The sequence below is a fragment of the Sphingobium sp. CR28 genome (assembly GCF_052327305.1).
In the GTDB taxonomy this organism is placed as follows: Bacteria; Pseudomonadota; Alphaproteobacteria; order Sphingomonadales; family Sphingomonadaceae; genus Sphingobium.
The window spans coordinates 505772-527475 of record NZ_CP182486.1 but is presented as its reverse complement, the minus strand read 5'-3'; the positions used below and the strand labels follow the sequence as shown (position 1 = coordinate 527475).

20 protein-coding genes are annotated in these 21704 nt (G+C 63.1%); 11 read left to right on the top strand and 9 right to left on the bottom strand.

The window, feature by feature from the left end; translation table 11 throughout:
• Window positions 1-463: 463 nt before the first annotated feature.
• Window positions 464-2257 carry an ABC transporter transmembrane domain-containing protein gene (locus ACNAOH_RS02405; RefSeq protein ID WP_443971185.1) on the bottom strand — a complete coding sequence of 598 codons (1794 nt, stop codon included), beginning with the start codon at window positions 2255-2257 and terminating at the stop codon, window positions 464-466.
• A 192-nt stretch (window positions 2258-2449) separates the two neighbouring features.
• On the opposite strand from ACNAOH_RS02405, the gene ACNAOH_RS02400 reads away from it, so the two are divergent.
• From ACNAOH_RS02400 to ACNAOH_RS02390, 3 genes are all read left to right on the top strand, one after another.
• Complete coding sequence (locus tag ACNAOH_RS02400) at window positions 2450-3685, top strand: polyhydroxyalkanoate depolymerase (RefSeq protein ID WP_443971184.1); 1236 nt, start codon at window positions 2450-2452, stop codon at window positions 3683-3685.
• An 18-nt stretch (window positions 3686-3703) separates the two neighbouring features.
• Entirely contained in the window at window positions 3704-4678 is a 975-nt protein-coding gene (locus ACNAOH_RS02395) for a dipeptide epimerase (RefSeq protein ID WP_443971183.1), read from the top strand.
• A 132-nt stretch (window positions 4679-4810) separates the two neighbouring features.
• Window positions 4811-5167, top strand: coding sequence for a hypothetical protein (locus tag ACNAOH_RS02390; protein ID WP_443971182.1), 357 nt, complete (start codon window positions 4811-4813; stop codon window positions 5165-5167).
• Window positions 5168-5201: 34 nt separating this feature from the next.
• Here ACNAOH_RS02390 and ACNAOH_RS02385 read toward each other — a convergent pair whose 3' ends face one another.
• Both ACNAOH_RS02385 and ubiG read right to left on the bottom strand, forming a co-directional pair.
• Window positions 5202-6347, bottom strand: coding sequence for a mechanosensitive ion channel family protein (locus ACNAOH_RS02385; RefSeq protein WP_443971181.1), 1146 nt, complete (start codon window positions 6345-6347; stop codon window positions 5202-5204).
• A 77-nt stretch (window positions 6348-6424) separates the two neighbouring features.
• Window positions 6425-7159 (bottom strand): bifunctional 2-polyprenyl-6-hydroxyphenol methylase/3-demethylubiquinol 3-O-methyltransferase UbiG, encoded by a 735-nt coding sequence (gene ubiG, locus ACNAOH_RS02380; RefSeq protein ID WP_443971180.1) that lies wholly within the window; start codon window positions 7157-7159, stop codon window positions 6425-6427.
• A 104-nt stretch (window positions 7160-7263) separates the two neighbouring features.
• Here ubiG and ACNAOH_RS02375 point away from each other — a divergent pair, with 104 nt between their 5' ends.
• On the top strand, window positions 7264-8523 hold the full coding sequence (locus ACNAOH_RS02375) for an aspartate kinase (protein WP_443971179.1): 1260 nt from the start codon (window positions 7264-7266) through the stop codon (window positions 8521-8523).
• Window positions 8520-9533: an NAD(P)H-dependent flavin oxidoreductase gene (locus ACNAOH_RS02370; RefSeq protein WP_443971178.1), complete on the top strand. Its 1014-nt coding sequence runs from the start codon at window positions 8520-8522 to the stop codon at window positions 9531-9533. Before ACNAOH_RS02375 ends, ACNAOH_RS02370 begins: the two co-directional genes overlap by 4 nt.
• A 21-nt stretch (window positions 9534-9554) precedes the next feature.
• Here ACNAOH_RS02370 and ACNAOH_RS02365 read toward each other — a convergent pair whose 3' ends face one another.
• The 4 genes from ACNAOH_RS02365 to lepB all read right to left on the bottom strand — a co-directional run bounded on the left by ACNAOH_RS02365 (window position 9555) and on the right by lepB (window position 12853).
• A complete protein-coding gene (locus ACNAOH_RS02365) occupies window positions 9555-9929 on the bottom strand; it encodes a RidA family protein (RefSeq protein ID WP_443971177.1) in 375 nt (124 codons plus the stop codon).
• A 544-nt stretch (window positions 9930-10473) separates the two neighbouring features.
• Window positions 10474-11367, bottom strand: coding sequence for a GTPase Era (gene era, locus ACNAOH_RS02360; RefSeq protein WP_443971176.1), 894 nt, complete (start codon window positions 11365-11367; stop codon window positions 10474-10476).
• Window positions 11364-12035 (bottom strand): ribonuclease III, encoded by a 672-nt coding sequence (rnc, locus tag ACNAOH_RS02355; RefSeq protein WP_443971175.1) that lies wholly within the window; start codon window positions 12033-12035, stop codon window positions 11364-11366. Before rnc ends, era begins: the two co-directional genes overlap by 4 nt.
• Complete coding sequence (gene lepB, locus ACNAOH_RS02350) at window positions 12032-12853, bottom strand: signal peptidase I (RefSeq protein WP_443971174.1); 822 nt, start codon at window positions 12851-12853, stop codon at window positions 12032-12034. The genes rnc and lepB overlap by 4 nt, the downstream gene beginning before the upstream one ends.
• A gap of 198 nt (window positions 12854-13051) precedes the next feature.
• Here lepB and pgi point away from each other — a divergent pair, with 198 nt between their 5' ends.
• On the top strand, window positions 13052-14572 hold the full coding sequence (gene pgi, locus ACNAOH_RS02345) for a glucose-6-phosphate isomerase (RefSeq protein ID WP_443971173.1): 1521 nt from the start codon (window positions 13052-13054) through the stop codon (window positions 14570-14572).
• A gap of 132 nt (window positions 14573-14704) precedes the next feature.
• A complete protein-coding gene (gene gor, locus ACNAOH_RS02340; RefSeq protein WP_443971172.1) occupies window positions 14705-16054 on the top strand; it encodes a glutathione-disulfide reductase in 1350 nt (449 codons plus the stop codon).
• 7 nt (window positions 16055-16061) lie between these two features.
• Here gor and ACNAOH_RS02335 read toward each other — a convergent pair whose 3' ends face one another.
• Together ACNAOH_RS02335 and ACNAOH_RS02330 are read right to left on the bottom strand one after the other, a co-directional pair.
• A complete protein-coding gene (locus ACNAOH_RS02335) occupies window positions 16062-16673 on the bottom strand; it encodes a Pr6Pr family membrane protein (protein WP_443971171.1) in 612 nt (203 codons plus the stop codon).
• 25 nt (window positions 16674-16698) lie between these two features.
• Entirely contained in the window at window positions 16699-18114 is a 1416-nt protein-coding gene (locus ACNAOH_RS02330; protein WP_443971170.1) for a helix-turn-helix domain-containing protein, read from the bottom strand.
• A gap of 122 nt (window positions 18115-18236) precedes the next feature.
• On the opposite strand from ACNAOH_RS02330, the gene ACNAOH_RS02325 reads away from it, so the two are divergent.
• Genes ACNAOH_RS02325 through ACNAOH_RS02310 form a run of 4 tightly spaced genes read left to right on the top strand, consistent with a single transcriptional unit; the run spans window position 18237 to window position 21694 of the window.
• The gene (locus tag ACNAOH_RS02325) at window positions 18237-19775 is read left to right on the top strand and encodes an acyl-CoA carboxylase subunit beta (protein ID WP_443971169.1); all 1539 of its coding nucleotides are present in this window, start codon (window positions 18237-18239) and stop codon (window positions 19773-19775) included.
• Entirely contained in the window at window positions 19756-20046 is a 291-nt protein-coding gene (locus tag ACNAOH_RS02320) for a hypothetical protein (protein WP_443971168.1), read from the top strand. Before ACNAOH_RS02325 ends, ACNAOH_RS02320 begins: the two co-directional genes overlap by 20 nt.
• 5 nt (window positions 20047-20051) lie before the next feature.
• Window positions 20052-21233 (top strand): acetyl-CoA C-acyltransferase, encoded by a 1182-nt coding sequence (locus ACNAOH_RS02315; RefSeq protein WP_443971167.1) that lies wholly within the window; start codon window positions 20052-20054, stop codon window positions 21231-21233.
• Entirely contained in the window at window positions 21230-21694 is a 465-nt protein-coding gene (locus ACNAOH_RS02310; protein ID WP_443971166.1) for an OsmC family protein, read from the top strand. The genes ACNAOH_RS02315 and ACNAOH_RS02310 overlap by 4 nt, the downstream gene beginning before the upstream one ends.
• Window positions 21695-21704 lie beyond the last annotated feature (10 nt).

Below are 21704 nucleotides of genomic sequence, written 5' to 3'. Positions count from 1 at the left end.
AACGGCCTTCGCCCCCAGTCATCGGTGTCCTTCTCCATCGGGCTGAATATCTGGGTGATGGTTCCGGATTTGAGGGGCGCACGGAGTCGTAAGCTGTCTCCACAAAATAGGGCTGACTGCAGGTTCGAGTCCCTTCATCCCGCTGCCTTCGATCATCTAATCCAAATGCTTGAACGGAATCCGGAGATCGGAGCGGTGGCCCGGTTCCAAGGGCGGCCGGAGGAAAATGCGCCGGGTGGTCGAGCGGGCGAAATGCGCGAACGTTGGAGGCTGGGCGTTGATTGACTCGGTGCCCCAAGAGAATCAGATGTTCCGAAATGCATTGCTGGTGGGTGCGGCGCGGGCGCGATGAGCCGCTCGGATGCCGCTACGCACGAAAGCCGCTCTTTCCGATGCTACTTTAAATGTGACCCCTAAGCGCTGGTCGAATTTGCTCAAGGATGCCCTGAGCGGACTGGGTGTTTCAGGCCGCCGTATCGGTGAATTGCAATGCAGCGAGCCTTGCATAAAGGCCGCCAAGACGGAGCAGTTCCGCGTGGGTGCCCGTCTCGACGATACGTCCATGGTCGAGGACGACGATCCGGTCCGCGCTACGCACTGTCGCGAGTCGATGGGCAATGACGAGCGTGGTCCGATCGCTCATCAGCCGGTCCAGCGCGTCCTGCACGAGTCTTTCCGACTCCGCGTCGAGCGCCGATGTCGCCTCATCCAGCAGCAGGAGCGGGGCATCGCGCAGGATCGCGCGGGCAATAGCGATGCGCTGGCGCTGGCCGCCGGAGAGACGCGCCCCAGCCTCGCCAAGCTGAGTGTCCAGCCCGTCTGGCAAAGCCCGGAGGAATTCCTCGGCGTTGGCAGCGCGTGCGGCCGCCCAGATTGCGGCATCGTCCGCCTGCCAATTGCCATAGCGCAGATTGTCCCGTGCGCTCGCGGCGAAGATGACGGTTTCCTGCGGAACCAGAGCGATGCGGGCGCGAAGATCGGCGAGATCGACATCACGAATGTCGACGCCGTTCAGGCGCACGCTGCCCTGCTGCGGATCGTGGAAGCGCTCGGTAAGCTGAAAAAGGGTGGACTTGCCCGCGCCCGACGGGCCGACGATTGCCACCGTTTCGCCGGGCTCGACAGTCAGAGAGAAATCCTCAAGCGCTGCGACTTCCGGGCGCGAGGGATAGAGGAAGCGGACGTCCTCAAATGACAGGCGAGCGGAGCGGCCACCGGGTATTGCCGAAGGACGGACGGGCGCGGCAATCGTGGGCTCGACGCTAGTGAGTTCGGAAAGCCGGGCCGCAGCGCCTGCGCCGCGCAGAAGGTCGCCCCAGGTTTCCGTCAGTGCCCCAAAGGCTCCGGCGACCAGGCCGCCGGTCAGAACGAAAGCGGCAATGGCTCCCCCGGACATGCGGCCTGCCGCGACATCGAGCGCGCCCTGCCACATGATGAACGTGATCGACCCGAAGATCATCAGAATGACGAGCGCAGTCATCCCCGAACGCACGACGATGCGTCGGCGTGCCGTGCGAAAGCCGGTTTCCACAGCGTCCCGGAACCGCTCCTCTTCGCGCTTTTCCTGCGTGAAGGCCTGCACGATTCGCATCGCGCCCAAGACTTCTGTCGTGACGCTGCCCACAGCGGCCAGCCTGTCCTGACTGTCGCGCGAAAGTGAGCGCAGGCGGCGGCCAATGAAAATGACCGGTGAAATGACCAGCGGAATGCCGACGAGCAGCATCGCGGTGAGTTTTGGCGCGAGGGTGAAGAGATAGATGATGCCGCCCACGCCGGTGAGGATGTTGCGCAGGGCGACGGAGACGGTGGTGCCGACGACCTGCTCGATGACCGCCGTGTCGGCCGTCATGCGTGAGGCGATTTCCGAAGGTCTGTTTTCTTCGAAAAAGGCGGGCTGCTGGCGCAGGAGATTGCGCTGGGCCGCCATGCGCATGTCAGCCACGACGCGCTCGCCGAGCCAGGAGACGAAGTAGAAGCGCATTGCCGTGGCGATGGAAAGCACGACGACGAGAATGAGCAGATACTCGAACCACCGGCCAATCGCGATGTCGCTGGCGCCGGCGGAGAAACCGCGATCGATCACCAGCTTGAACCCGTTGGGTATGGCAAGAGTCGCAGTCGAAGCGGCGATCAGCGCGAGCGCGGCACCCAGAAGGCGACCGGGATAGCGGCGGGCGAGGCTCCAGACATAACGGAGCTGACCGAGAGCAGGCCGGGGACCGTCCTGCGTTTCGTTGGGGGATTCAATCGTCCTCATGGCGTCGCGCTAGAGCATTTTTCCGCGCCCGTTGAAATAGCGGAGGTCGTAAGACGAGCAGCCTCACGGTGCATCATTGCCGACATCGTTCTGACTGATTGCATTTTTTGCATTGCGGACGGTGGATAAACCTCCTCTATTGTTTGTTCGCACACGCACAACGCGGAAATGTCGGAAGGAAATCCAGAGCCGATGCTCTACAACGCCTATGAGATTCAGCGCAGCCTGCTTGCCAGCGCGAGCGCCGTGGCGACGGCGGGTGTGGAAATGCTCAGCAACCCCGCCAATCCTTTCGCTTATTTCGGTGGCGGCCCAATGCTGGCCTCTGCGCTCAACGTATTTGCTCATGCCGCCGCGCCGCGTGGCAAGCCCGCCTTTGGTTTTACGCACACGGTGGTCGACGGTCAGGAACGTATCGTCGATGAGCGGATCGAGGCGCGCAAGCCCTTCGGGCAGCTCAAGCATTTCGTGAAGAAGGGTCTGCGCAAGAAGCAGCCCAAATTGCTCATCGTCGCGCCGATGTCCGGCCACTTCGCTACGCTGCTGCGCGGCACCGTGGAGCGGATGCTGCCGGGCCATGATGTCTATATCACCGACTGGCGCGATGCCCGGCAGGTGCCGCTGTCGGATGGCGCGTTCGACCTCGACGACTATCTGGATTATCTCGTCGGCTGGCTGGAGCATATCGGCCCCGGCGCCCATATGCTGGCTGTCTGCCAGCCTTCGGTGCCGAGCTATGCGGCTGCAGCGCTCATGTCAGCGATGAACCACCCCTGCCGTCCCCGCACGCTCACGATGATGGGCGGGCCGATCGACACGCGCGAGGCGCCCACGGCGGTGAATACGATGGCCACCGAGCGGCCGCTGAGCTGGTTCCAGCAGAATGTTATCGTGACGGTGCCTTTCGGTCATCCCGGTGCGGGTCGGCGCGTCTATCCCGGCTTTCTGCAGCTCGCCGGGTTCATGACGATGAACCTGGGCAGCCATTTGATGAGCCACTGGCAGATGTTCCGGCATCTGGTGGAAGGCGACGAGGACAGCGTGGACGCCACCAAGGCGTTCTACGACGAATATCGCTCGGTGTGCGACATGACGGCGGAGTTCTATCTCCAGACCATCGCCGAAGTGTTCCAGAAGCACAGCCTGCCCAAAGGCGAACTCATGCATCGGGGCAAGCGGATCGATCCGGCGGCGATCCACGATATAGCGCTGTTGGCGATCGAGGGCGAGCGTGATGATATTTCCGGCCTCGGCCAAACCAAGGCCGCGCTCACGATCTCGACAGGCCTCGATGACAGTATGAAGCAGTATCACATGGCGGAAGGTGTCGGCCATTACGGCATCTTCAACGGGTCCAAGTGGCGGAACCGTATTGCGCCGATCCTGGAAAAATGGATCGCGACTCATGAAAGCCTGCCGCGCGGCTGACGGGTGAGGAGCGGGGCGGTGGCTCGTCTGGAGAGCGTGAGCGTGGAGCGCTGGCCAGTGGCCGGCAGCTTCAATATTGCGCGCGGCGCCAAAACCTATGTCGACGTCGTCCACTGCGTCGTGACCGATGGCAGGCACCGGGGGCAGGGCGAGGGCACTGCCATTTATTATCATGGCGAGACGGCGGAGAGCTGCGCCCAGTCTATCCGGGTCTTCGCTGAGGCCAATCCCACGTTCGACCGGGAAACCGTGAATGTCGGCATGCCCCCTGGTGCAGCGCGCAATGCGCTCGACTGTGCGCTTTGGGATATGGAAGCGAAGGCAGAAGGCGCGCCGGTGTGGCAGCTTGCCGAATTGCCGGAGCCGCGCCCGCTCGCGACTGCGTTTACCGTCAGCCTCGATACGCCTGCGGTCATGGAAGCGGCGGCGCGAAAGGCGGCGCTCACCTTTGGCCTGCTGAAATGTAAGCTGACCGGCGAAGGCGACCGTGACCGGATTGCCGCCGTCCGCGAAGGTGCGCCTGATGTACGACTCATCGTGGATGCCAATGAGAGCTGGCGGGGCCGGGACATCGCGCTTGAAGCGGAAGCGCTGGCTGCGCTGGGCGTGGAATTGATCGAGCAGCCGCTACCGGCGGGCGACGATGCGGGGCTGGCGGATGTGCGCTCGTCCGTTCCCTTCTGTGCCGACGAGAGTTGCCAGAGCGCGCGGGATTTGCCGAATCTGAGGCAGTATCAGGCGATCAACATCAAGCTCGACAAGGCCGGCGGCCTCAGCGAAGCGATAGCGATGCGCGCCGCCGCCCGCCGCGCGGGCCAGAAAATCATGCTGGGCTGCATGCTCTCGACATCGCTGGGCATCGCACCCCCTTTCCTGTTGGCCGGAGAAGCGGACTGGGTGGATCTGGACGGCGCGCTGCTACTCGCCAACGACCGCGCTGGCGGATTCGTCGTTCGCGACGGGTTGCTGCAGCCCGGCGCAATCTGGGGTTAACTTTCCGGCCTTAACGTCTTACCGACTTGACTTGCCTGCATCAGCGTCCAGAAAGTCAGCCCGCGGCTGACATATGCCCGAGCTGATGTCTGGCGGCTCCGAGGAGAATATTGCGTGAGAATTGCTCGGATCATGGCGTTTTTGCTCGCGCTGATCACGATTGGGATTTCCGGCTACTATTTTTCGCTCTCGCCGGTGCTGCTCCCCAGCGTCGTGCCTGCGATCCTTGGTGTGGTCGTTAGCCTCTATTTTTGGAGAGTTGCGCCAGGCAAGAAGAAGGCTCGCCGTCGGGCTGCGCTCGCGAGCGTGGCCGTGGTGCCTTTCACCTTTACCAGCGCCGTGATCAGCCTCTTTCTCTCGCCAGTTTCGATCTGGCCAGTCTATCTCTGCCTCTCCGCGCTAGCGGCTATGCTGGCGGTCTATGCCCTGCTGCGGGTCAAGAAAAAGCAGTCGCACCCCTGGGCGGACTATTATCAAGAAGTGAGCTGAGCGCGCTCACGCGACGGGAATGCGCGCGTGTCCCTCAGGATTTCGCTTTGCCCGGCGATGATGCTGGGAGAAATTCGGGATAGGGCATGATGAGCGTCCCGTCCGGTGCGGCGGTGAGCGTGGTCTGCGTGGGATAAGCGAATTCGATCCCCTCGGCATTGAACCGCGCGACGATGGCGAGCGCGAGTCGGTGCCGGCTCATGAAATAATCGTGCGTATCGGGATCGGGCACGTCCACGTTCAGATCGAAATTGAGCGAACTGGCACCAAAACCGGTAATGCCCGCATTGACGAAGGTGAGTCTGCAACTCTCGGCAACTTCCTTCAGGATGGCAGGCACGCGCTCAAGGACTTCCATGGGCGTCTGATAGATGAGGCCGAGAGTGAAGGTGACACGGCGCTGGGCAAGCGTTTGCAGGCTGGTGATTTCCTTCTGGAGCAGCTGAGCATTCGAGATCACCTTATGCTCGCCGGACATGGCGCGCAGGCGCGTGCTTTTGAGGCCGATGCGCTCCACGCGCGCCGTCGTCTGGTCATAAGTGATGACCTCCCCCTGGCGGAATGGTCTGTCGAAGATGATCGAAAGCGCGGCGAAGAGATCCGAGAAAATGCCCTGCGCGGCAAGGCCGATGGCGATGCCGCCAATGCCGAGACCCGCGACGAGGCCAGTGACGTTCACGCCCAGATTGTCCAGCACCACGATGGCTGCGATGATGAACAGGGTGACGGTGACGAGGAGACGAATGATCCCCATCGCGTTGGCGAGGGTATCGTGTCGGTCGGCATTGGTGCGCCGCTCGATCAGCCCGATGATGATCTCGCGCGCCCAGATCGCGACCTGGAACGCCGCCACGATCGTGAAAAGGAACTTTATCGTGGTCAGCACCATGACCGGCGGATCGGCGTAACCCGCGACCAGCCGCGCGGCGACCAATATCATGAAGCTATGCGTGGTGCGTGCGACCGTGCGGCCAATGACCTCTTTGAACTGCGTGCCGTGAACTGGCGAGACGAGGCGCTTGCGCACCGTGCGGCGGACCACTCGCAGCCCGAAATAGATCGCGACGCCCACAGCGACAGATATGGCGATTTGAAGCCAGTGCACTTCGATCCAGCCCGAGACGGCATGCCAGGTCACGGAAACATTGGGAAGATTTGGCAGGGGCTGGGCGGCATTCATCTTGGGGAGTGTCCTTCAACGGGTCCGGTCGATGGAGTAACGATCCGCGCGCATGCGCGTTTCATCGCTTGCGGATCTCAGAGGTGGGACGCGCGCAGAATATAGTTGATCGACGTGTCGCGCTCGATCACGAAACCAAGGCGCGGATCCGCGACGATGCCGCTGAGGTCGCGGACGATCAGCCCCTCATTCTCAAGCAGATCGGTCATTTCAGGCGGCGTTATGAACTTGCTCCAGTCGTGAGTGCCGCGCGCGATATGTCCCAGACCCTCGGCCAGCGTCACGATGGCGAGTCGGGAGAGGGGGGTGCGATTGGGCGTCGAGAGAATGAGCAGCCCACCGGGCGCGAGCCGGCGAACCAGAGCATCGACAAAAAGAGCGGGATCGGTGACATGCTCCACGACTTCGAGCGCCGTGACCAGATCGAAGGTCTCGCCTTCCAGCGTTTCGACACCGCAAGCACGATAGTCGATCGTGAGGCCCATCTCCGCAGCATGCGCGCGCGCGACGGCGATGCTCGGCCCGGCAGCATCGATAGCGGTGACGGCCGCGCCCATGCGAGCCAGCGGCTCCGCGACCAGTCCCGCGCCGCAGCCGACATCAAGCGCACACTTTCCCGCGAGCGGCCGCAGCGCCTTCTCGTCGCCGTGCCAGTGCGTGTCGATCGCGTCCCGAATATAGCCCATACGCGCGCGCTGGAGCTTGTGCAGCATCGCGCTTTTGCCTTTGGGGTCCCACCAGTCTTCCGCCTGCGCACCGAAATGCTCTGCCTCGCGCGGGTCGATCGTGGTCTTTTCGGGTTCGCTTGCCATTGTTCCGTCTGCTTACTAAGAGGCGCCGCTCGGGGCGGACATGAGGGACTTACCGGGTCCGATCCCCTGCACTGATTAATCGTCGAAAGGCCGACCGCAAGACCATGGCGCGCATTGTGATGAAGTTCGGTGGCACTTCCATGGCCGGGATGGAGCGCATTCGCAACGTCGCTGCGCGTGTGAAGTATGTCGTGGAGCAGGGCAACGAGGTTGCCGTCGTCGTGTCCGCGATGGCTGGTGAGACCGACCGGCTGGTGAATTTCTGTCGGGAAGCGAGTGCGCTTTACGATCCGGCCGAGTATGACGTCGTGGTTGCAGCGGGTGAACAGATCACCAGCGGCCTTCTGGCGATGACGCTCAAGGCCATGGGTGTGGAAGCGCGCAGCTGGCTCGGCTGGCAGTTGCCGATCCGCACCGTGGAGACCCATGCCAAGGCGCGGATCAGCGAGATCGAGACGGACGCGCTGCTGGCGGCGATGACCTCCGGTCAGGTAGCGGTCATTCCCGGCTTTCAAGGGATGATGGAGGATGGACGCATCTCCACCCTTGGCCGTGGCGGATCGGACACCTCGGCAGTCGCGGTCGCCGCGGCCGTGAAGGCGGATCGGTGCGATATCTATACTGACGTCGACGGTGTCTACACCACCGATCCCCGCATCGTGTCGCGCGCGCGCAAGCTCGGCATGGTCACCTATGAGGAGATGCTGGAACTGGCTTCCGTCGGCTCCAAGGTACTCCAGACCCGCTCGGTGGCGCTCGCCATGAAGGAGCGGGTGCGCGTGCAGGTGCTCTCGTCCTTCGAGGCGCCAACGCAGAACGACATTCCCGGCACGCTCATCGTGAGCGAAGATGAAATCGAGGACAGCAGCATGGAACGCCAGCTCATCACCGGCATCGCGCACGACAAGAACGAGGCCAAGATCATCGTGACCCGCGTGCCGGACAAGCCCGGCGCGGTCGCCAGCATCTTCGGCCCGCTTGCCGAAGCCAGCATCAATGTCGACATGATCATCCAGAACGACAGCAAGGATAATGAGGAGACGGACGTCACCTTCACGGTGCCGCGTGCCGACCTTGCCCGCAGCGTCGATATTCTGGAAGCGCGCAAGGACGCGATCGGCTTCCGCCGCATTATCACGGACGCGGAGGTCGCCAAGATCAGCGTCGTGGGCGTGGGCATGCGCAGCCATGCCGGTGTCGCGGCGCTGATGTTCCAGACGCTGGCCGAACGCGGCATCAATATCGAGGCGATCTCCACCAGCGAAATCAAGGTCTCCGTGCTGATCGACGAAGACGAAACGGAGCTGGCGGTGCGCGTGCTGCACACGGCCTATGGTCTCGACGCCGAGCAGACCGCCGCATGACGTCGGCCCGGCTCGCCGCGCTCATGGCGCGGGGCAATGCGTTTCTCGGCAGCGATGTTGCAATTCTTTGCGGCGCGATGAGCTGGGTCTCGGAGCGGAACCTCGTCTCGGCGGTAAGCAATGCGGGCGCATTTGGCCTCATTGCCTGTGGTGCGATGACGCCCGAACTGCTCGATACGGAAATCGCGGCCACGAAGGCGCTGACGAGCCGCCCCTTCGGCGTCAACCTCATCACCATGCACCCGCAGCTCTTCGATCTGATCGCGGTGTGCGTGAAGCATCAGGTCACGCATATCGTGCTAGCCGGCGGCCTGCCGCCCAAGGGCAGCATCGAGGCGATCAAGGAAAGCGGCGCGAAGGTCATCTGCTTTGCCCCGGCGCTGTCGCTGGCCAAGAAGCTGGTGCGGTCCGGCGTGGATGCGCTCGTGATCGAGGGCATGGAAGCCGGCGGCCATATCGGCCCGGTGGCGACGAGCGTGCTTGCGCAGGAGATTCTGCCCGAACTGGCGCTCGACGTGCCGATCTTCGTGGCGGGTGGCATCGGCCGTGGCGAAGCGATTGCCAGCTATCTGGAGATGGGCGCGGCGGGCGTTCAGCTTGGCACGCGGTTCGCTTGTGCCAGCGAAAGCATCGCGCATGAGAACTTCAAGAAGGCGTTCTTCCGCGCCAATGCCCGCGACGCCATCGCCAGCGTGCAGATCGACCCGCGCCTGCCGGTCATTCCCGTGCGCGCGCTCAAAAATGCCGGCACCGAAGCGTTCACGGCCAAGCAGCGCGAAGTCGCGCAGTTGCTCGACGACGGCAAGGTCGACATGGGCGAGGCGCAGCTTCAAATCGAGCATTACTGGGCAGGTGCGCTGCGCCGCGCGGTGATCGACGGCGATATCGAGAATGGTTCGCTGATGGCCGGTCAGTCCGTCGGCATGGTCACGAAGGAAGAGCCCGTGGCGGACATCATTGCCCAGCTCGTGGCGGAAGCAGACGCAGCGCTGGATCGCAAGGCGGCCTGAAGATCGACGTGCTTCGCCAGGCTATGCCTCGGCGACCATCGCGATTGAAACCTTGAGCCCTCGAATGTGCACAGGCATTTTCGCGCCCTGTCGCGCGGGTGGGTTTTCCGGGAACCAGCGCATCCATTCTTCATTGGCGGCGGCGAAGTCATCCTCATTAGCCAGGATCAGGGTCGCACTTACGGCCTTGTGAAGGCTGGAGCCTGCCGCCTCAAGAATGGCGGAGATATTGCGCAGGGACTGCGCGACCTGAGCCTCGACTCCTGTCACGAACTGGCCGGTCTCGGGATCAATGGGCGCGGTGCCGGAGACGAAGATCAGCCCGCCGGCCTTGACCGCCTGACTATAGCAGGGCGGCGCCTTGGGCGCGTTCGGCGTCGCGATGATCTGGGCCATCCATAGTCTCCCGCGCTTGTGACAGGGTGTAGGGGCTATCTCGATCCTATCAGCGATCCGGCAGCTTACCAGTCCCTTTTGATGTAGGGACCGGGACGCGCACGGTGCGGGCTCGCAGAGCAAGGAGGAGCGGCGACGGTGAACGGACGGGCGAGAAGCGGAATGTTGGGGCAAGATATTGTAGACATAATCGGAACTGCTAAGCCTGCAGCATGAGTAGTGCCTGGTTTCGTAGACGGATGGGATTCAGCTACATCCCGATCAGTTGGGAGGGATGGATTGTAGCGACTACGTTGTTGGTCGTAACCGTTCCATGCGCCTATCTCTGGCTGCGCTATATCGACCGTAGCCCCATCATAGCTTGGACGGGCGCGATAATTGGTATGTCGGCCAATGCGGCATATCATTATCTGGCCATATGGAAGTTAGAGCGTGATAACGGATAAGAGGATATGGCCGTTGCCCCGACATCGCGGCATCGCGAGGATGAAGCGCTTCAGATAGCGGACACATCCGCGCCCTCGAAATCTACTAGCGCTTCGGTCTACTCCGACCAGTCGAGGCCAATGTCGCGATAGACGGACCGGTCCTCGTCCCAGCCTTCCTTCACTTTGACATGGAGGTAAAGATGGACGCGGACGCCGAGCAGCTTCGCGAGTTCGGCGCGGGCGGCGCTGCCGATCTCCTTGAGGCGCTGGCCGCCCTTGCCGAGGATGATAGCGCGCTGGGTTGGCCGGGCGACGAGGATCTGCTGGTGGATCTCCACTGACCCGTCCTGCCGCTCGGTATATTTCTCGGTCTCAACCGCACTGGCATAGGGCAGCTCGGCGTGCAGCTGATGATAGAGCTGCTCGCGCGTGATCTCGGCCGCGAGAAGCCGGTCGGTCGCGTCGGACACCTGATCCTCGGGAAAATGCCACGGTCCCTCGGGCATTGCCGAGGCCAGCGCGGTCTTGAACTCCGGCAGGCCATCTCCGGTCGCGGCGCTCACGAAGAAGGTTTCAGCGGGTGAGACACGCTCGTGCAGGCGCTCGGTGAGCGTCAGAAGCTTGTCCTTCGCGGCGATATCTACCTTGTTGAGCACGAGCCAGATGCGCTCCGGCCGGTTCTCAAGTCCCGCAAGGATCGGCTCCATCTTGCCGCCAAGTCCCGCGCGCCCGTCGACGACGAGCAGGATGATGTCCGCATCTTGCGTGCCAGCCCAGGCCGCCTGCACCATGGCGCGATCGAGCCGGCGGCCGGGCGTGAAGATTCCGGGCGTATCGACCAGCACGATCTGGGTCTCGCCTTCGATCGCCACGCCCATGACGCGTGTCCGTGTCGTCTGCGCCTTGGGGCTGGTGATCGCGACTTTCTGGCCGACAAGCGCGTTCACCAGGGTCGATTTACCCGCATTGGGCGCGCCGACGACGGCGACGATGCCGCAATTCTGAGTCATGCGTTCACCTGCACGAGCAGTGCTGTGGCAGCGGCGGTTTCCGCCTCTTGCTTGGAGCCGCCCTCCGCTTCCGCCTCGCCCACGCCCCTGATCGAGACGCGGATCGTGAAACGCGAGGCATGATCCGGCCCCGAGCGATGGATCGTTTCATAGGTCGGCGGCTTGCGGCGGTTTGCTGCGGCCCACTCCTGCAGAGCGGACTTGGGATGCTTGGGCGCGGCGCGCTGCCCATCGACGAGCGGCGCCCACAGGCGCTGGATCAGCGCGCGGGCGGCGTCCATGCCTTGCGTGAGGTAGAGCGCGCCGATGAGTGCCTCCATGACGTCGCCAAGCACATTGTCGCTCTCGGTCGCCCCGTCGTCGCGTGCCTGCTTGCCAAGCCGCAGATGAGGCTGGACGCCGATCTCCCGTGCGACTTCGGCGCAGGTCTCGCCGGAGACGAGGCTGTTGAAACGCCGGGAAAGCTGACCTTCATGCTCATCGGGAAAGCGGGCACACAGCCAGTCCGCGATAGCGAGGCCAAGCACGCGGTCGCCGAGAAACTCAAGCCGCTCGTAATTGGGTTCGCCCGCGCTCCCGTGAGTGAGCGCCTGCACGAAAAGGGCAGAGTCCGCCGGCGCCTTGCCGATCAGCCCGGCAAGCCATGCGTCGAGGCCGGTTTCGCTCAAAAGCCTTCGCCGATCCGCTCGGGCCGGGAGGCCGTGAACCAGGTCCAGGGCAGCAGCCACTGCGCGGAGCCATCCGTGGAGAAGACGGAGACGAGCGCCTTGCCGACCAGATTCTCGACCGGCACGAAGCCGATGCCACCGCCTTCGACCGCGGGCAGGCGGCTGTCCGCGCTGCGATCGCGATTATCGCCCATCAGGAAGAGATGGTCCTTGGGCACCAAATAGACCCCGGTGTCGTCGACCGGCGTCTCCGCAACGTCCAGCACATTGTAGCTCTTGCCGTTCGGCAGGGTCTCGCGGAACTGTGGGTAGCGGCAGCGCTTGCCGCCGTCAGGGGCGTCTTCCTCATAATCCGGCCGGAAGCAGGGCGACATTGCGCCTTCCGCCTGTGTTGCGCGGATCATGTTGGGCGTCACCGGAATCACGAGGTCGCCGACCCGCCGCTTGGGTACGGCCTGATTGTTGATGTAGAGTACGCCGCCCTTCACCTGAATATAGTCGCCCGGCAGGCCGATGACGCGCTTGATATAGTCGTCACGCTGCGTGGGGGGCGCCTTGAAGACGACCACGTCGCCACGCTCGGGCAGGTTCGTAAGGATGCGGTGGGGGATGAGCGGCACGCTGAACGGCAGGCTGTAGCGCGAAAAACCATAGGGCCATTTGGCGACGATCAGATAGTCGCCGATCAGCAGGCGTGGCTGCATCGACTCCGAAGGAATGTTGAACGGAGAGACGATGAAGCTGCGGATGACGAAGACGATCAGGCCAAGCTTCAACAGGAAGGTGAGGAAATCCCGTGTCTCGGATTTCTGCTGCATACTGGCGCTTTCGGATGAAGTGGCGGCGGTCATGATCGGCCGCGCGGTGTTTGAAGGAACGCCCCAGTTACGTCAACCGTCACGTCAACTCTCGCATCGCCCGGATCATGGCATTTGTGGCAATTGTGCACGTGCAATGGCCCGGCGCATTGGCTAATGGCAGCGCTAACAATTAAATCCAGCGTCTCAGGAGCATTCATGACCGACCGGGAAGCGATCGCCGACCTCTGGAACCAGATCGAGCGGCTGGAAACGCCGGAACTGCGCGGCGTGTTCGATGCTGATCCGAGCCGGCTCGACAAGATGGTGATGAGCGAAGCGGGCATCCGCTTCGATTTCGCCAAGACGCATCTCACCGATACCTCGCTTGCGTTGTTCCTGCGGCTCACCGAAGCAGTGGACTTCGAAGTGAAGCGCGCCGCCATGTTCGCCGGCGAAGCAATCAACGTGACCGAGGGGCGCGCGGTCGAGCATTCGGCGGAGCGGGGTGAAGGCAAGGCGCAGAGCGTCGACATCGCGCGCGCCAGCCATGCGCGGATGCGCACCCTGATCGACGCGATCGAGGCAGGCGCTCTGGGCGAAATCCGCCATGTCCTTCATGTCGGCATTGGCGGATCGGCGCTGGGGCCGGACCTGCTGGTGGATGCGCTGGCGCGTGAGGCGGGGCGCTACGACGTGGCCATCGTCTCCAACGTGGATGGCGTAGCGCTCGAGGAAGCGTTCAAGGGTTTCGACCCCCGCTATACGCTGCTCGCGGTTGCCTCCAAGACCTTCACGACCACGGAGACCATGCTCAATGCCAACAGCGCGATCCAGTGGATGCGCGAAGGCGGAGTCGAAGATCCGTTTGGGCAAGTGGTGGCGCTGACCGCCGCGCCGGAAAAGGCAATGGAATGGGGCGTGGACGAAACGCGCATCCTGGGCTTCGCCGAGAGCGTGGGCGGGCGCTATTCGCTCTGGTCGACCATCGGCTTCCCCGCGGCGCTGGCGCTCGGGTGGGACGGGTTCGAGCGGCTGCTGGAAGGCGCCGCGGCGATGGACCGGCACTTCCGCCACGCCAATCCGATGGAGAACGTGCCGCTGCGGGCGGCATTCATCGACCAATATTATGCGCGGGCGCTGCGCTGCCAGACCCGCGCGGTCTTTGCCTATGACGAGCGGCTGCGGCTGCTGCCGAGCTATCTCCAGCAGTTGGAAATGGAGAGCAATGGCAAGAGCGTGAAAGCGGACGGAACGCCGGTCTATGGCCCCACCGCTGCGATCACCTGGGGCGGGGTGGGCACGGATGCGCAGCACGCAGTGTTTCAGCTGCTCCATCAAGGCACGCACATCGTACCCGTAGAATTCATCGCAGTGACCGAGGCAGGCGACGCACTCGACCCGGCCCATCACGAAGCGCTACTGGTCAACTGCTTCGCGCAGGGCGCCGCACTGATGCAGGGACGCGAGAATGCCGCCGATCCTGCCCGTGCCTATGCCGGCAACCGGCCATCGACGACGATCCTCATCGAGGATCTGACGCCCGAGAGCCTGGGCGCGCTCATTGCCTTCTACGAGCACCGGACGTTTGCGAATGGTATCCTCATGGAAATCAACAGCTTCGACCAGTTTGGCGTGGAGCTGGGCAAGGAGATCGCCAAGTCGATTGAGAAGAACGGCGCCAAGGGCTTCGATCCCTCGACCATGGCGCTGATCGACATCGCGCTGGGCGATATCTGAGGCGGCGACGCCTTGGTCAGGCTAGCGCCGATACCATGCCCCTTGCTCTGCGGAACAATGGCACCGGCATATTGTCTGGCGGTGCAGCGCTTGCCATATCGCCGTTCCCGAGCGCCGAGATGAGGACTTGCCATGAGCGACTATGACTATGACCTGTTCGTCATCGGCGCAGGATCGGGCGGCGTGCGTGCGTCGCGCGTCGCGGCCGCTCACGGTGCGAAAGTCGCGGTCGCGGAAGAATATCGAGTGGGTGGCACCTGCGTCATCAGAGGATGCGTGCCCAAGAAGCTGCTGGTTTATGGCGCGCATTTTGCCGAAGACATCAAGGATGCCCGACAGTTCGGCTGGAACGTGCCTGACTGCGCTTTCGACTGGCCGCGCCTGCGCGACAATGTGCTGCGCGAAGTCGACCGGATCGAAGGGCTTTATGGCGAGACCCTAGGCAACCAGAAGGTCGAGATCATCCGTGAGCGCGCCGTTGTGACGGGGCCGCACAGCGTCAAACTGGCGTCGGGTAAGGAAATCACGGCGAAGACGCTCCTAATTGCCACCGGGGGCTGGCCGGTCGTTCCAGACGTGCCAGGAGCCGAACACGGCATCACCTCCAACGAGGTCTTCCATCTCGAGGCGCTGCCCAAGAGGATCGTGATCGCCGGGGGCGGCTATATCGCCAATGAATTCGCGGGCATCTTCCACCAGTTCGGCTCGCATGTGACGCTGGTCAATCGCTCGGAGACAATTCTGCGCGGTTACGATGAGCAGATTCGCGACCGGCTCCTTCAGATTTCGATGACCAAGGGCATCCAGTTCCGGTTCAACGCGCCGTTCGAGAAGATCGAGAAGCAGGAGGACGGCTCGCTGCTCGTGCATCTGGGCGACAATGGTCCGCCGATCGAATGCGATGCCGTGCTTTTCGCCACCGGGCGTCGGCCCAATCTGGACGGGCTGGGCCTGGAGACCGCCCAAGTCGAACTGACCGAGAAAGGCGCGATCAAGGTCGACGACGAGAACCGCACGAGTTGCGCGAGCATCTATGCGGTGGGCGACGTGACCGACCGCATCCAGCTGACGCCGGTTGCCATCCGGGAAGGTCAGGCATTCGCCGACACGGTGTTTGGCAACAAGCCCACCAAGGTGGACTATAGCTGCGTGCCTTCTGCGGTCTTCAGCCATCCCCCGCTTGCTGGCGTGGGCATGATCGAAGCGGAGGCGCGCAATAAGCTCGGCTCCATCAAGGTCTACTCATCCGATTTTCGCCCGATGAAGAATGTGCTCGCGGGGCGCAACGAACGCGCGCTCTACAAGATGATCTGCGACGCCGCGACGGACAGGGTTGTGGGCGTCCATATGATCGGCCCCGATGCGGCGGAGATCCTCCAGGTGGCCGCCGTGGCCGTAAAGGCAGGGCTGACCAAGGCGCAGTTCGACGCGACAGTGGCGCTGCACCCGACGATGGCTGAAGAACTGGTCCTGATGAAATAGGGTCGGCTCAGCCGGCCTTCGCGACCTGCCGGCTGAGCCACACAAGCGCCAGGCCGGCGGCGATGAAACCTGCAGCGATAAGTGCGGCGTTGATCAGCACCTGCGTCATGCCTAGCTTCGCGACGTTGATGAACGGATAGGCATAGATGCCGTCGCGTCCGCCGCGCCACAGGGCGTAGCCGAGATAAGCGAGCGGCGGCAGCGCCCAGACGATCGCATGGCCGTAGCGCAGGCCGCGCTTGGGCGCGAAGAGCAGCCACCAGAGCGCGACAATGACCGGCGTCACTTTGTGGAGGATCGTATCGGCCAGCCGCGCGCCGCCCGAGAGATCGAGCAGCCCGCGCAGCAGCAACCCATAGACGACTCCCACGAGCAGGATGATGAGGGTGATTCCAGCAAGAAGGGCAGGCCGGGTGGCGGCACGGCTGCTCATCGCCACGGCGGAGAAGAGGCCCGCGACGCTCAGGTTCGCGAGAATGGTGAAATAGCGCAGCATCACCCAGAGCGCATCGGGCAGCGATCTTGAGAGGCGTGTGCTCGCATCGAGCTGGATGGCGAGGCCGGCCCAGGCGGCAAGGGCGACGAGCCCTGCCGCAGCCCGCGCAAGACCTGAATTCATTCCGGTTCCTCCCCTGAAAACATGTTCAGCCTATGCCGTAGGGGACGATCTGCCGTCTATCAGGATCGATGCGTATGGGCCGATCAAGCGGTGGAAACGCGCGCTGATCGCAACTCTCGCGGGGGCAGACCCGGCAGGAGATGCCGATCGGCGTGGCGGCGGCTTCGTCGGTCAGGCGCAGGCCATCGGCATACACGAAGTTGGCCGCATGCTCGACTTCGCAACCAAGTGCCACGGCATAGCGGCGCGGGGCGCGGGCATAGCTGCCGGAGGGTTTGACCAACCCGCGCGCCATGGAGACATAGCGCATGCCATCCGGCGTCTCGGCAAGTTGGGTGACGATCCGGTCCGGGATCGCCACGGCTTCATGCACGACCCAGAGCGGACAGGCGCCGCCGAAGCGCGCGAATTGCAGGCGGGTGGCGGAATGCCGCTTGGTGATGTTGCCGGCCATGTCCACCCGGCAGAAGAAGAACGGGATACCGCGCAGGCCGGGGCGCTGGAGCGTCGAAAGGCGATGGCAAGCCTGCTCGAAGCTGACGCCGAACTGACGGGAGAGCGGATCGATATCGTGTCGCAGCGCTCGCGCGCTGGCGCGGAAAGCCGTGTAGGGCATCAGCAGCGCACCGGCAGCATAGTTCGCGAGGCCAAGCAACAACAGTTGCGTCGCAACCGGATCGGCAAGTCCGGCATATGCGGCAATGGACTCCATCTGTGCACCCAATTCCAGCCGCATCAGCTGATTGGCAAGCTGGAACGCCCGACTGGCAGCGGGCTGCGCCGCGCCTAAAGTCACGCGACGCTCGCCCTCGTCGAAGGCGCGCATCAGTCCACCGGGAAGCTCCCGTACCTGCGTCTCGCAGCCTTGGCGGCTGGCAAGAGCGGCGATGAGGCGTGTCTCGCTATCCTCGCCGGTCATGCCCAGCGCGGCGGCCATATCCTCGGCGGCGCAGTCCAGCTCGTGAATATAATTGCCGGCCTGATGAAACCAGTCGCGCACGCTCTCCCACGGCATGCGCGCGGCGGGCGCCACTTCGCCGGCGATTGCCTCCTCCATCATAGCGAGCCGCTCCTGGCTCTGTCGGAGGCGATGATGCAGATCGACATAGCGCGCCGCGAACTCGGGATATTGCAGATGCAGCCGCTCGGTGCGCTCCGGGTCGGGTGGCGGCGTGCTGGCGCCGGGATCGGCCAGCGCCCAGTTGAACGCGCCGAGGAGCTGCTCCTCTTCCGCCTCGTCAAAGGCGGGCCAGTCCACCGGAAATGCGTTCGCCAGAGCCGCCTTGACGCTGGCGGTGAGGGGGCGGTCATCATTCTCCAGCTGGGAGAGATAGGAAACCGAGATGCCGAGTAAGCGGGCCATCGCCGCCTGATCCATGCGGGCGTCGCGGCGCAATTCGCGCACCTTCTGACCCACAAAGAGGCGCTTGCCGCGTGCCATGAAATCCCGATACTTTGCAAAATGCGGCTTCGCAACTCTGCAAGTTCGCATTTGCCTTGCGTCCTGAAGGCTGAGAGGCAGGTTATGCACTGGCCGCGCGATCGAACGAGGATTTCGCCTGCATGTCGAAGCTGTCGATTATCGAAGCACTGGAAGCCAAGCGCGCCGCTGCGCGGGCCGGTGGCGGGGAAGCGCGCATCGCGGCTCAGCATGCCAAGGGCAAGCTGACAGCGCGGGAGCGGCTGGAGGTGCTGCTGGATGAAGGCAGCTTCGAGGAGCTTGACATGTATGTCGAGCACAACTGCACTGATTTCGGCATGGACGCGCAGAAGGTGCCTGGCGATGGCGTCGTTACCGGGTCGGGCACGATCAGCGGTCGGCTGGTCTTCGTTTTCTCTCAGGATTTCACGGTGTTCGGCGGCTCTCTTTCAGAGAGACATGCACAGAAGATCTGCAAGATCATGAATATGGCGATGAAGGTCGGCGCACCGGTCGTCGGCCTCAACGACAGTGGTGGCGCACGCATTCAGGAGGGCGTTGCCAGCCTTGGCGGCTATGCCGAGGTGTTCCAGCGCAATGTGCTGGCCTCTGGCGTCATACCGCAGATTTCTCTCATCATGGGGCCATGCGCGGGCGGTGCCGTGTATAGCCCGGCGATGACGGACTTCATCTTCATGGTGAAGGATTCGTCATACATGTTCGTCACCGGCCCCGATGTAGTGAAGACAGTCACGAACGAACTGGTCTCGCAGGAGGAACTCGGGGGCGCTGTGACGCACACCACGAAGTCGGGGGTGGCGGATGTCGCCTTCGAGAATGATATCGAGGCCCTGCTCGCAGCCCGCGACTTCGTGGACTTCCTTCCCGCCAGCAATCGCGAGCCAGTGCCCGAGCGGCCGACCGCAGACCCGTGGGATCGCGAGGAGCCGAGCCTTGATACCCTGATCCCGGCAAGCGCCAATCAGCCGTACGACATGCACGAAGTGATCCGTAAGACACTGGACGAAGGCGATTTCTTTGAGATCCAGCCGGCCCATGCAGGGAATATTCTTTGCGGCTTCGGGCGGATCGAGGGGCGGACGGTGGGCGTGGTGGCAAATCAGCCAATGGTGCTGGCCGGGGTGCTGGACATCAATTCTTCTAAGAAGGCGGCGCGCTTTGTGCGCTTCTGCGACGCGTTCGAAATCCCCATCGTCACCTTCGTCGATGTGCCCGGCTTCCTTCCCGGTGTGGCGCAGGAGCATGCCGGCATCATCAAGCATGGCGCCAAGCTGCTCTTTGCCTATGCCGAGGCGACCGTGCCCAAGATCACCGTCATCACCCGCAAGGCCTATGGCGGCGCCTATGACGTGATGGCCAGCAAGCATCTGCGCGGCGACCTCAACTATGCCTGGCCCACCGCTGAGATCGCGGTGATGGGGGCAAAGGGGGCGGTGGAAATCATCTTCCGCTCCGACATTGGCGACGCGGAGAAGATCGCTGCGCGCACGGCGGAGTATGAGGCGCGCTTTGCCAATCCTTTCGTCGCCGCCTCAAAGGGCTTCATTGACGAAGTGATTATGCCGCACGCGACCCGGCGGCGCGTGGCGCTGGGGTTGCGGAAACTGAGGAACAAGAGCCTCGAAAATCCGTGGAAGAAACATGACAATATTCCGCTGTGAACTGATCGATGTCGAGCGGCTGGTCTATCAGTTCGTTTCCTCCAACGATCCGGACTTGATCGGCGTCGAGGTTATGCTGGATGGAAACACGTTGATCGATTTCTCGATGAACGAAGCTGGCGATACGAGCGTGTTATTCGATCCAGACGGCGGATTGATGGAGTTTGACGTTAGCGACATTCGGTCTGTGCTCGATAAGTGCGAGGGGCAACTGACGGCATGGCGTGAACGGATAATGGCTTCCGGCGAAATTTGGGGAAGCGCAATATGAGCTTCATGGCCATCTCTACCCTCATCCTCTCCTATGCGCGCACACCGATGGGCGCGTTTCAGGGCAGTCTCTCAGGGCTGAGCGCAACGCAGCTTGGCGCAGCCGCGGTAAAGGCGGCAGTCGAGCGGTCCGGGGTCGATCCGGCACTTGTCGAGCGCTGCTACATGGGCTGCGTCCTCCCCGCCGGGCTGGGGCAGGCACCTGCACGACAGGCAGCGCGTGGTGCGGGTCTTCCCGATCATGTCGAGGCGGCGACGATCAACAAGGTTTGCGGCAGTGGCATGATGACCGCGATGATGGCTGCCGACGCGATCGCGGCAGGCAGCGCGGAGATCATCGTGGCGGGCGGCATGGAGAGCATGTCGAAAGCACCCTATCTCCTCAAGAAGCACCGGGCAGGCTCCCGCATCGGCCATGATACCGCCTATGACCATATGATGCTCGATGGGCTGGAAGATGCCTATGAGGCGGGCAAGGCGATGGGTGTATTCGCCGAGGCGACGGTGAGCGACTACCAGATGAACCGCGAGGCTCAGGATGCCTATGCGATCGAATCTCTCATGCGAGCGCAAAAGGCGCAGGCAAGTGGCTGGTTCGAAAAGGAAATTGTGCCAGTTGAAGTCGCTACGCGCAAAGGCACAGAGATGGTCTCGCAGGACGAGCAGCCGCTGAAGGGCGATCCGGCGAAGATCCCGACATTGCGCCCCGCATTCGCGAAAGACGGCACGATCACAGCCGCCAATGCCAGCTCCATTTCAGATGGCGCGGCGGCGCTGGTGCTGGCGTCACCGTCAGCGGTGGAGGCGCAGGGCCTCAAGCCGATAGCGCGGGTCGTGGCGCACACGGCCCATGCTCGCGCGCCGGCCAATTTCACGACGGCACCTGTCGGGGCGATCGAGAAGCTGCTGGCGAAGACCGGCTGGGGTATCGACGATGTCGATCTGTGGGAGGTCAACGAGGCATTCGCATGCGTGACGATGTTCGCCATGCATGACCTCGGCATCCCGCACGAGAAGATGAACATTCATGGCGGTGCGACCGCGCTCGGCCATCCCATCGGAGCTTCCGGTGCTCGCATACTCGCCACGCTCTTGTCCGCACTGGAACGGACCGGTGGAAAACGCGGCATCGCTTCGCTCTGCATCGGCGGCGGCGAGGCAACGGCCATGGCGGTGGAGCTGGTATGAGCGGAACCTATGAAGCGACGGTCGAGTGGCGGTCGGGCAACGGTGAGCCTTTCCTCACGCGCAAATATAGTCGCGCGCATCGTTGGACGTTCAACGGTGGGGCGGAGGTGCCTGCGTCCTCCTCTCCATCGGTAGTGCGTGTGCCCATGTCCGATCCTGCGGCGGTCGATCCGGAGGAAGCGCTGGTCGCGTCGTTGGCGAGTTGCCACATGCTGTTCTTCCTCGATCTTGCCTCACGGGCGGGACTGGACGTGGTGTCCTATATCGATCGGGCGACCGGCGAGATGGGCACGCGCGACGACGGCAAGGTCGCGATGATCCGTGTGACGCTCCACCCGCAAGTGACGTTCGCCGGGGATGCCGACGACGCCAGGGTGGCAGAAGCGCACCATCGTGCGCATGAGCTCTGTTATATCGCCAATTCGGTGAACTTCCCGGTGACAGTGGAGCCGGTGGAATGAAGCGAGCCGT

Excerpts from the sequence above, each read along its gene's own strand:
- era (WP_443971176.1), bottom strand. The coding sequence starts at position 11,367 with ATGACTCAGAATTGCGGCATCGTCGCCGTCGTCGGCGCGCCCAATGCG.
- ACNAOH_RS02325 (WP_443971169.1), top strand. The coding sequence starts at position 18,237 with ATGTCGAAGCTGTCGATTATCGAAGCACTGGAAGCCAAGCGCGCCGCT.
- ACNAOH_RS02320 (WP_443971168.1), top strand. The coding sequence starts at position 19,756 with ATGACAATATTCCGCTGTGAACTGATCGATGTCGAGCGGCTGGTCTAT.
- gor (WP_443971172.1), top strand. The coding sequence starts at position 14,705 with ATGAGCGACTATGACTATGACCTGTTCGTCATCGGCGCAGGATCGGGC.
- ACNAOH_RS02370 (WP_443971178.1), top strand. The coding sequence starts at position 8,520 with ATGACGTCGGCCCGGCTCGCCGCGCTCATGGCGCGGGGCAATGCGTTT.
- lepB (WP_443971174.1), bottom strand. The coding sequence starts at position 12,853 with ATGCAGCAGAAATCCGAGACACGGGATTTCCTCACCTTCCTGTTGAAG.
- ACNAOH_RS02330 (WP_443971170.1), bottom strand. The coding sequence starts at position 18,114 with ATGGCACGCGGCAAGCGCCTCTTTGTGGGTCAGAAGGTGCGCGAATTG.
- pgi (WP_443971173.1), top strand. The coding sequence starts at position 13,052 with ATGACCGACCGGGAAGCGATCGCCGACCTCTGGAACCAGATCGAGCGG.
- ACNAOH_RS02405 (WP_443971185.1), bottom strand. The coding sequence starts at position 2,257 with ATGAGGACGATTGAATCCCCCAACGAAACGCAGGACGGTCCCCGGCCT.
- ACNAOH_RS02385 (WP_443971181.1), bottom strand. The coding sequence starts at position 6,347 with ATGAATGCCGCCCAGCCCCTGCCAAATCTTCCCAATGTTTCCGTGACC.
- ACNAOH_RS02375 (WP_443971179.1), top strand. The coding sequence starts at position 7,264 with ATGGCGCGCATTGTGATGAAGTTCGGTGGCACTTCCATGGCCGGGATG.
- ACNAOH_RS02335 (WP_443971171.1), bottom strand. The coding sequence starts at position 16,673 with ATGAATTCAGGTCTTGCGCGGGCTGCGGCAGGGCTCGTCGCCCTTGCC.
- ACNAOH_RS02310 (WP_443971166.1), top strand. The coding sequence starts at position 21,230 with ATGAGCGGAACCTATGAAGCGACGGTCGAGTGGCGGTCGGGCAACGGT.
- ACNAOH_RS02390 (WP_443971182.1), top strand. The coding sequence starts at position 4,811 with ATGGCGTTTTTGCTCGCGCTGATCACGATTGGGATTTCCGGCTACTAT.
- ACNAOH_RS02365 (WP_443971177.1), bottom strand. The coding sequence starts at position 9,929 with ATGGCCCAGATCATCGCGACGCCGAACGCGCCCAAGGCGCCGCCCTGC.
- ubiG (WP_443971180.1), bottom strand. The coding sequence starts at position 7,159 with ATGGCAAGCGAACCCGAAAAGACCACGATCGACCCGCGCGAGGCAGAG.
- ACNAOH_RS02315 (WP_443971167.1), top strand. The coding sequence starts at position 20,052 with ATGGCCATCTCTACCCTCATCCTCTCCTATGCGCGCACACCGATGGGC.
- ACNAOH_RS02400 (WP_443971184.1), top strand. The coding sequence starts at position 2,450 with ATGCTCTACAACGCCTATGAGATTCAGCGCAGCCTGCTTGCCAGCGCG.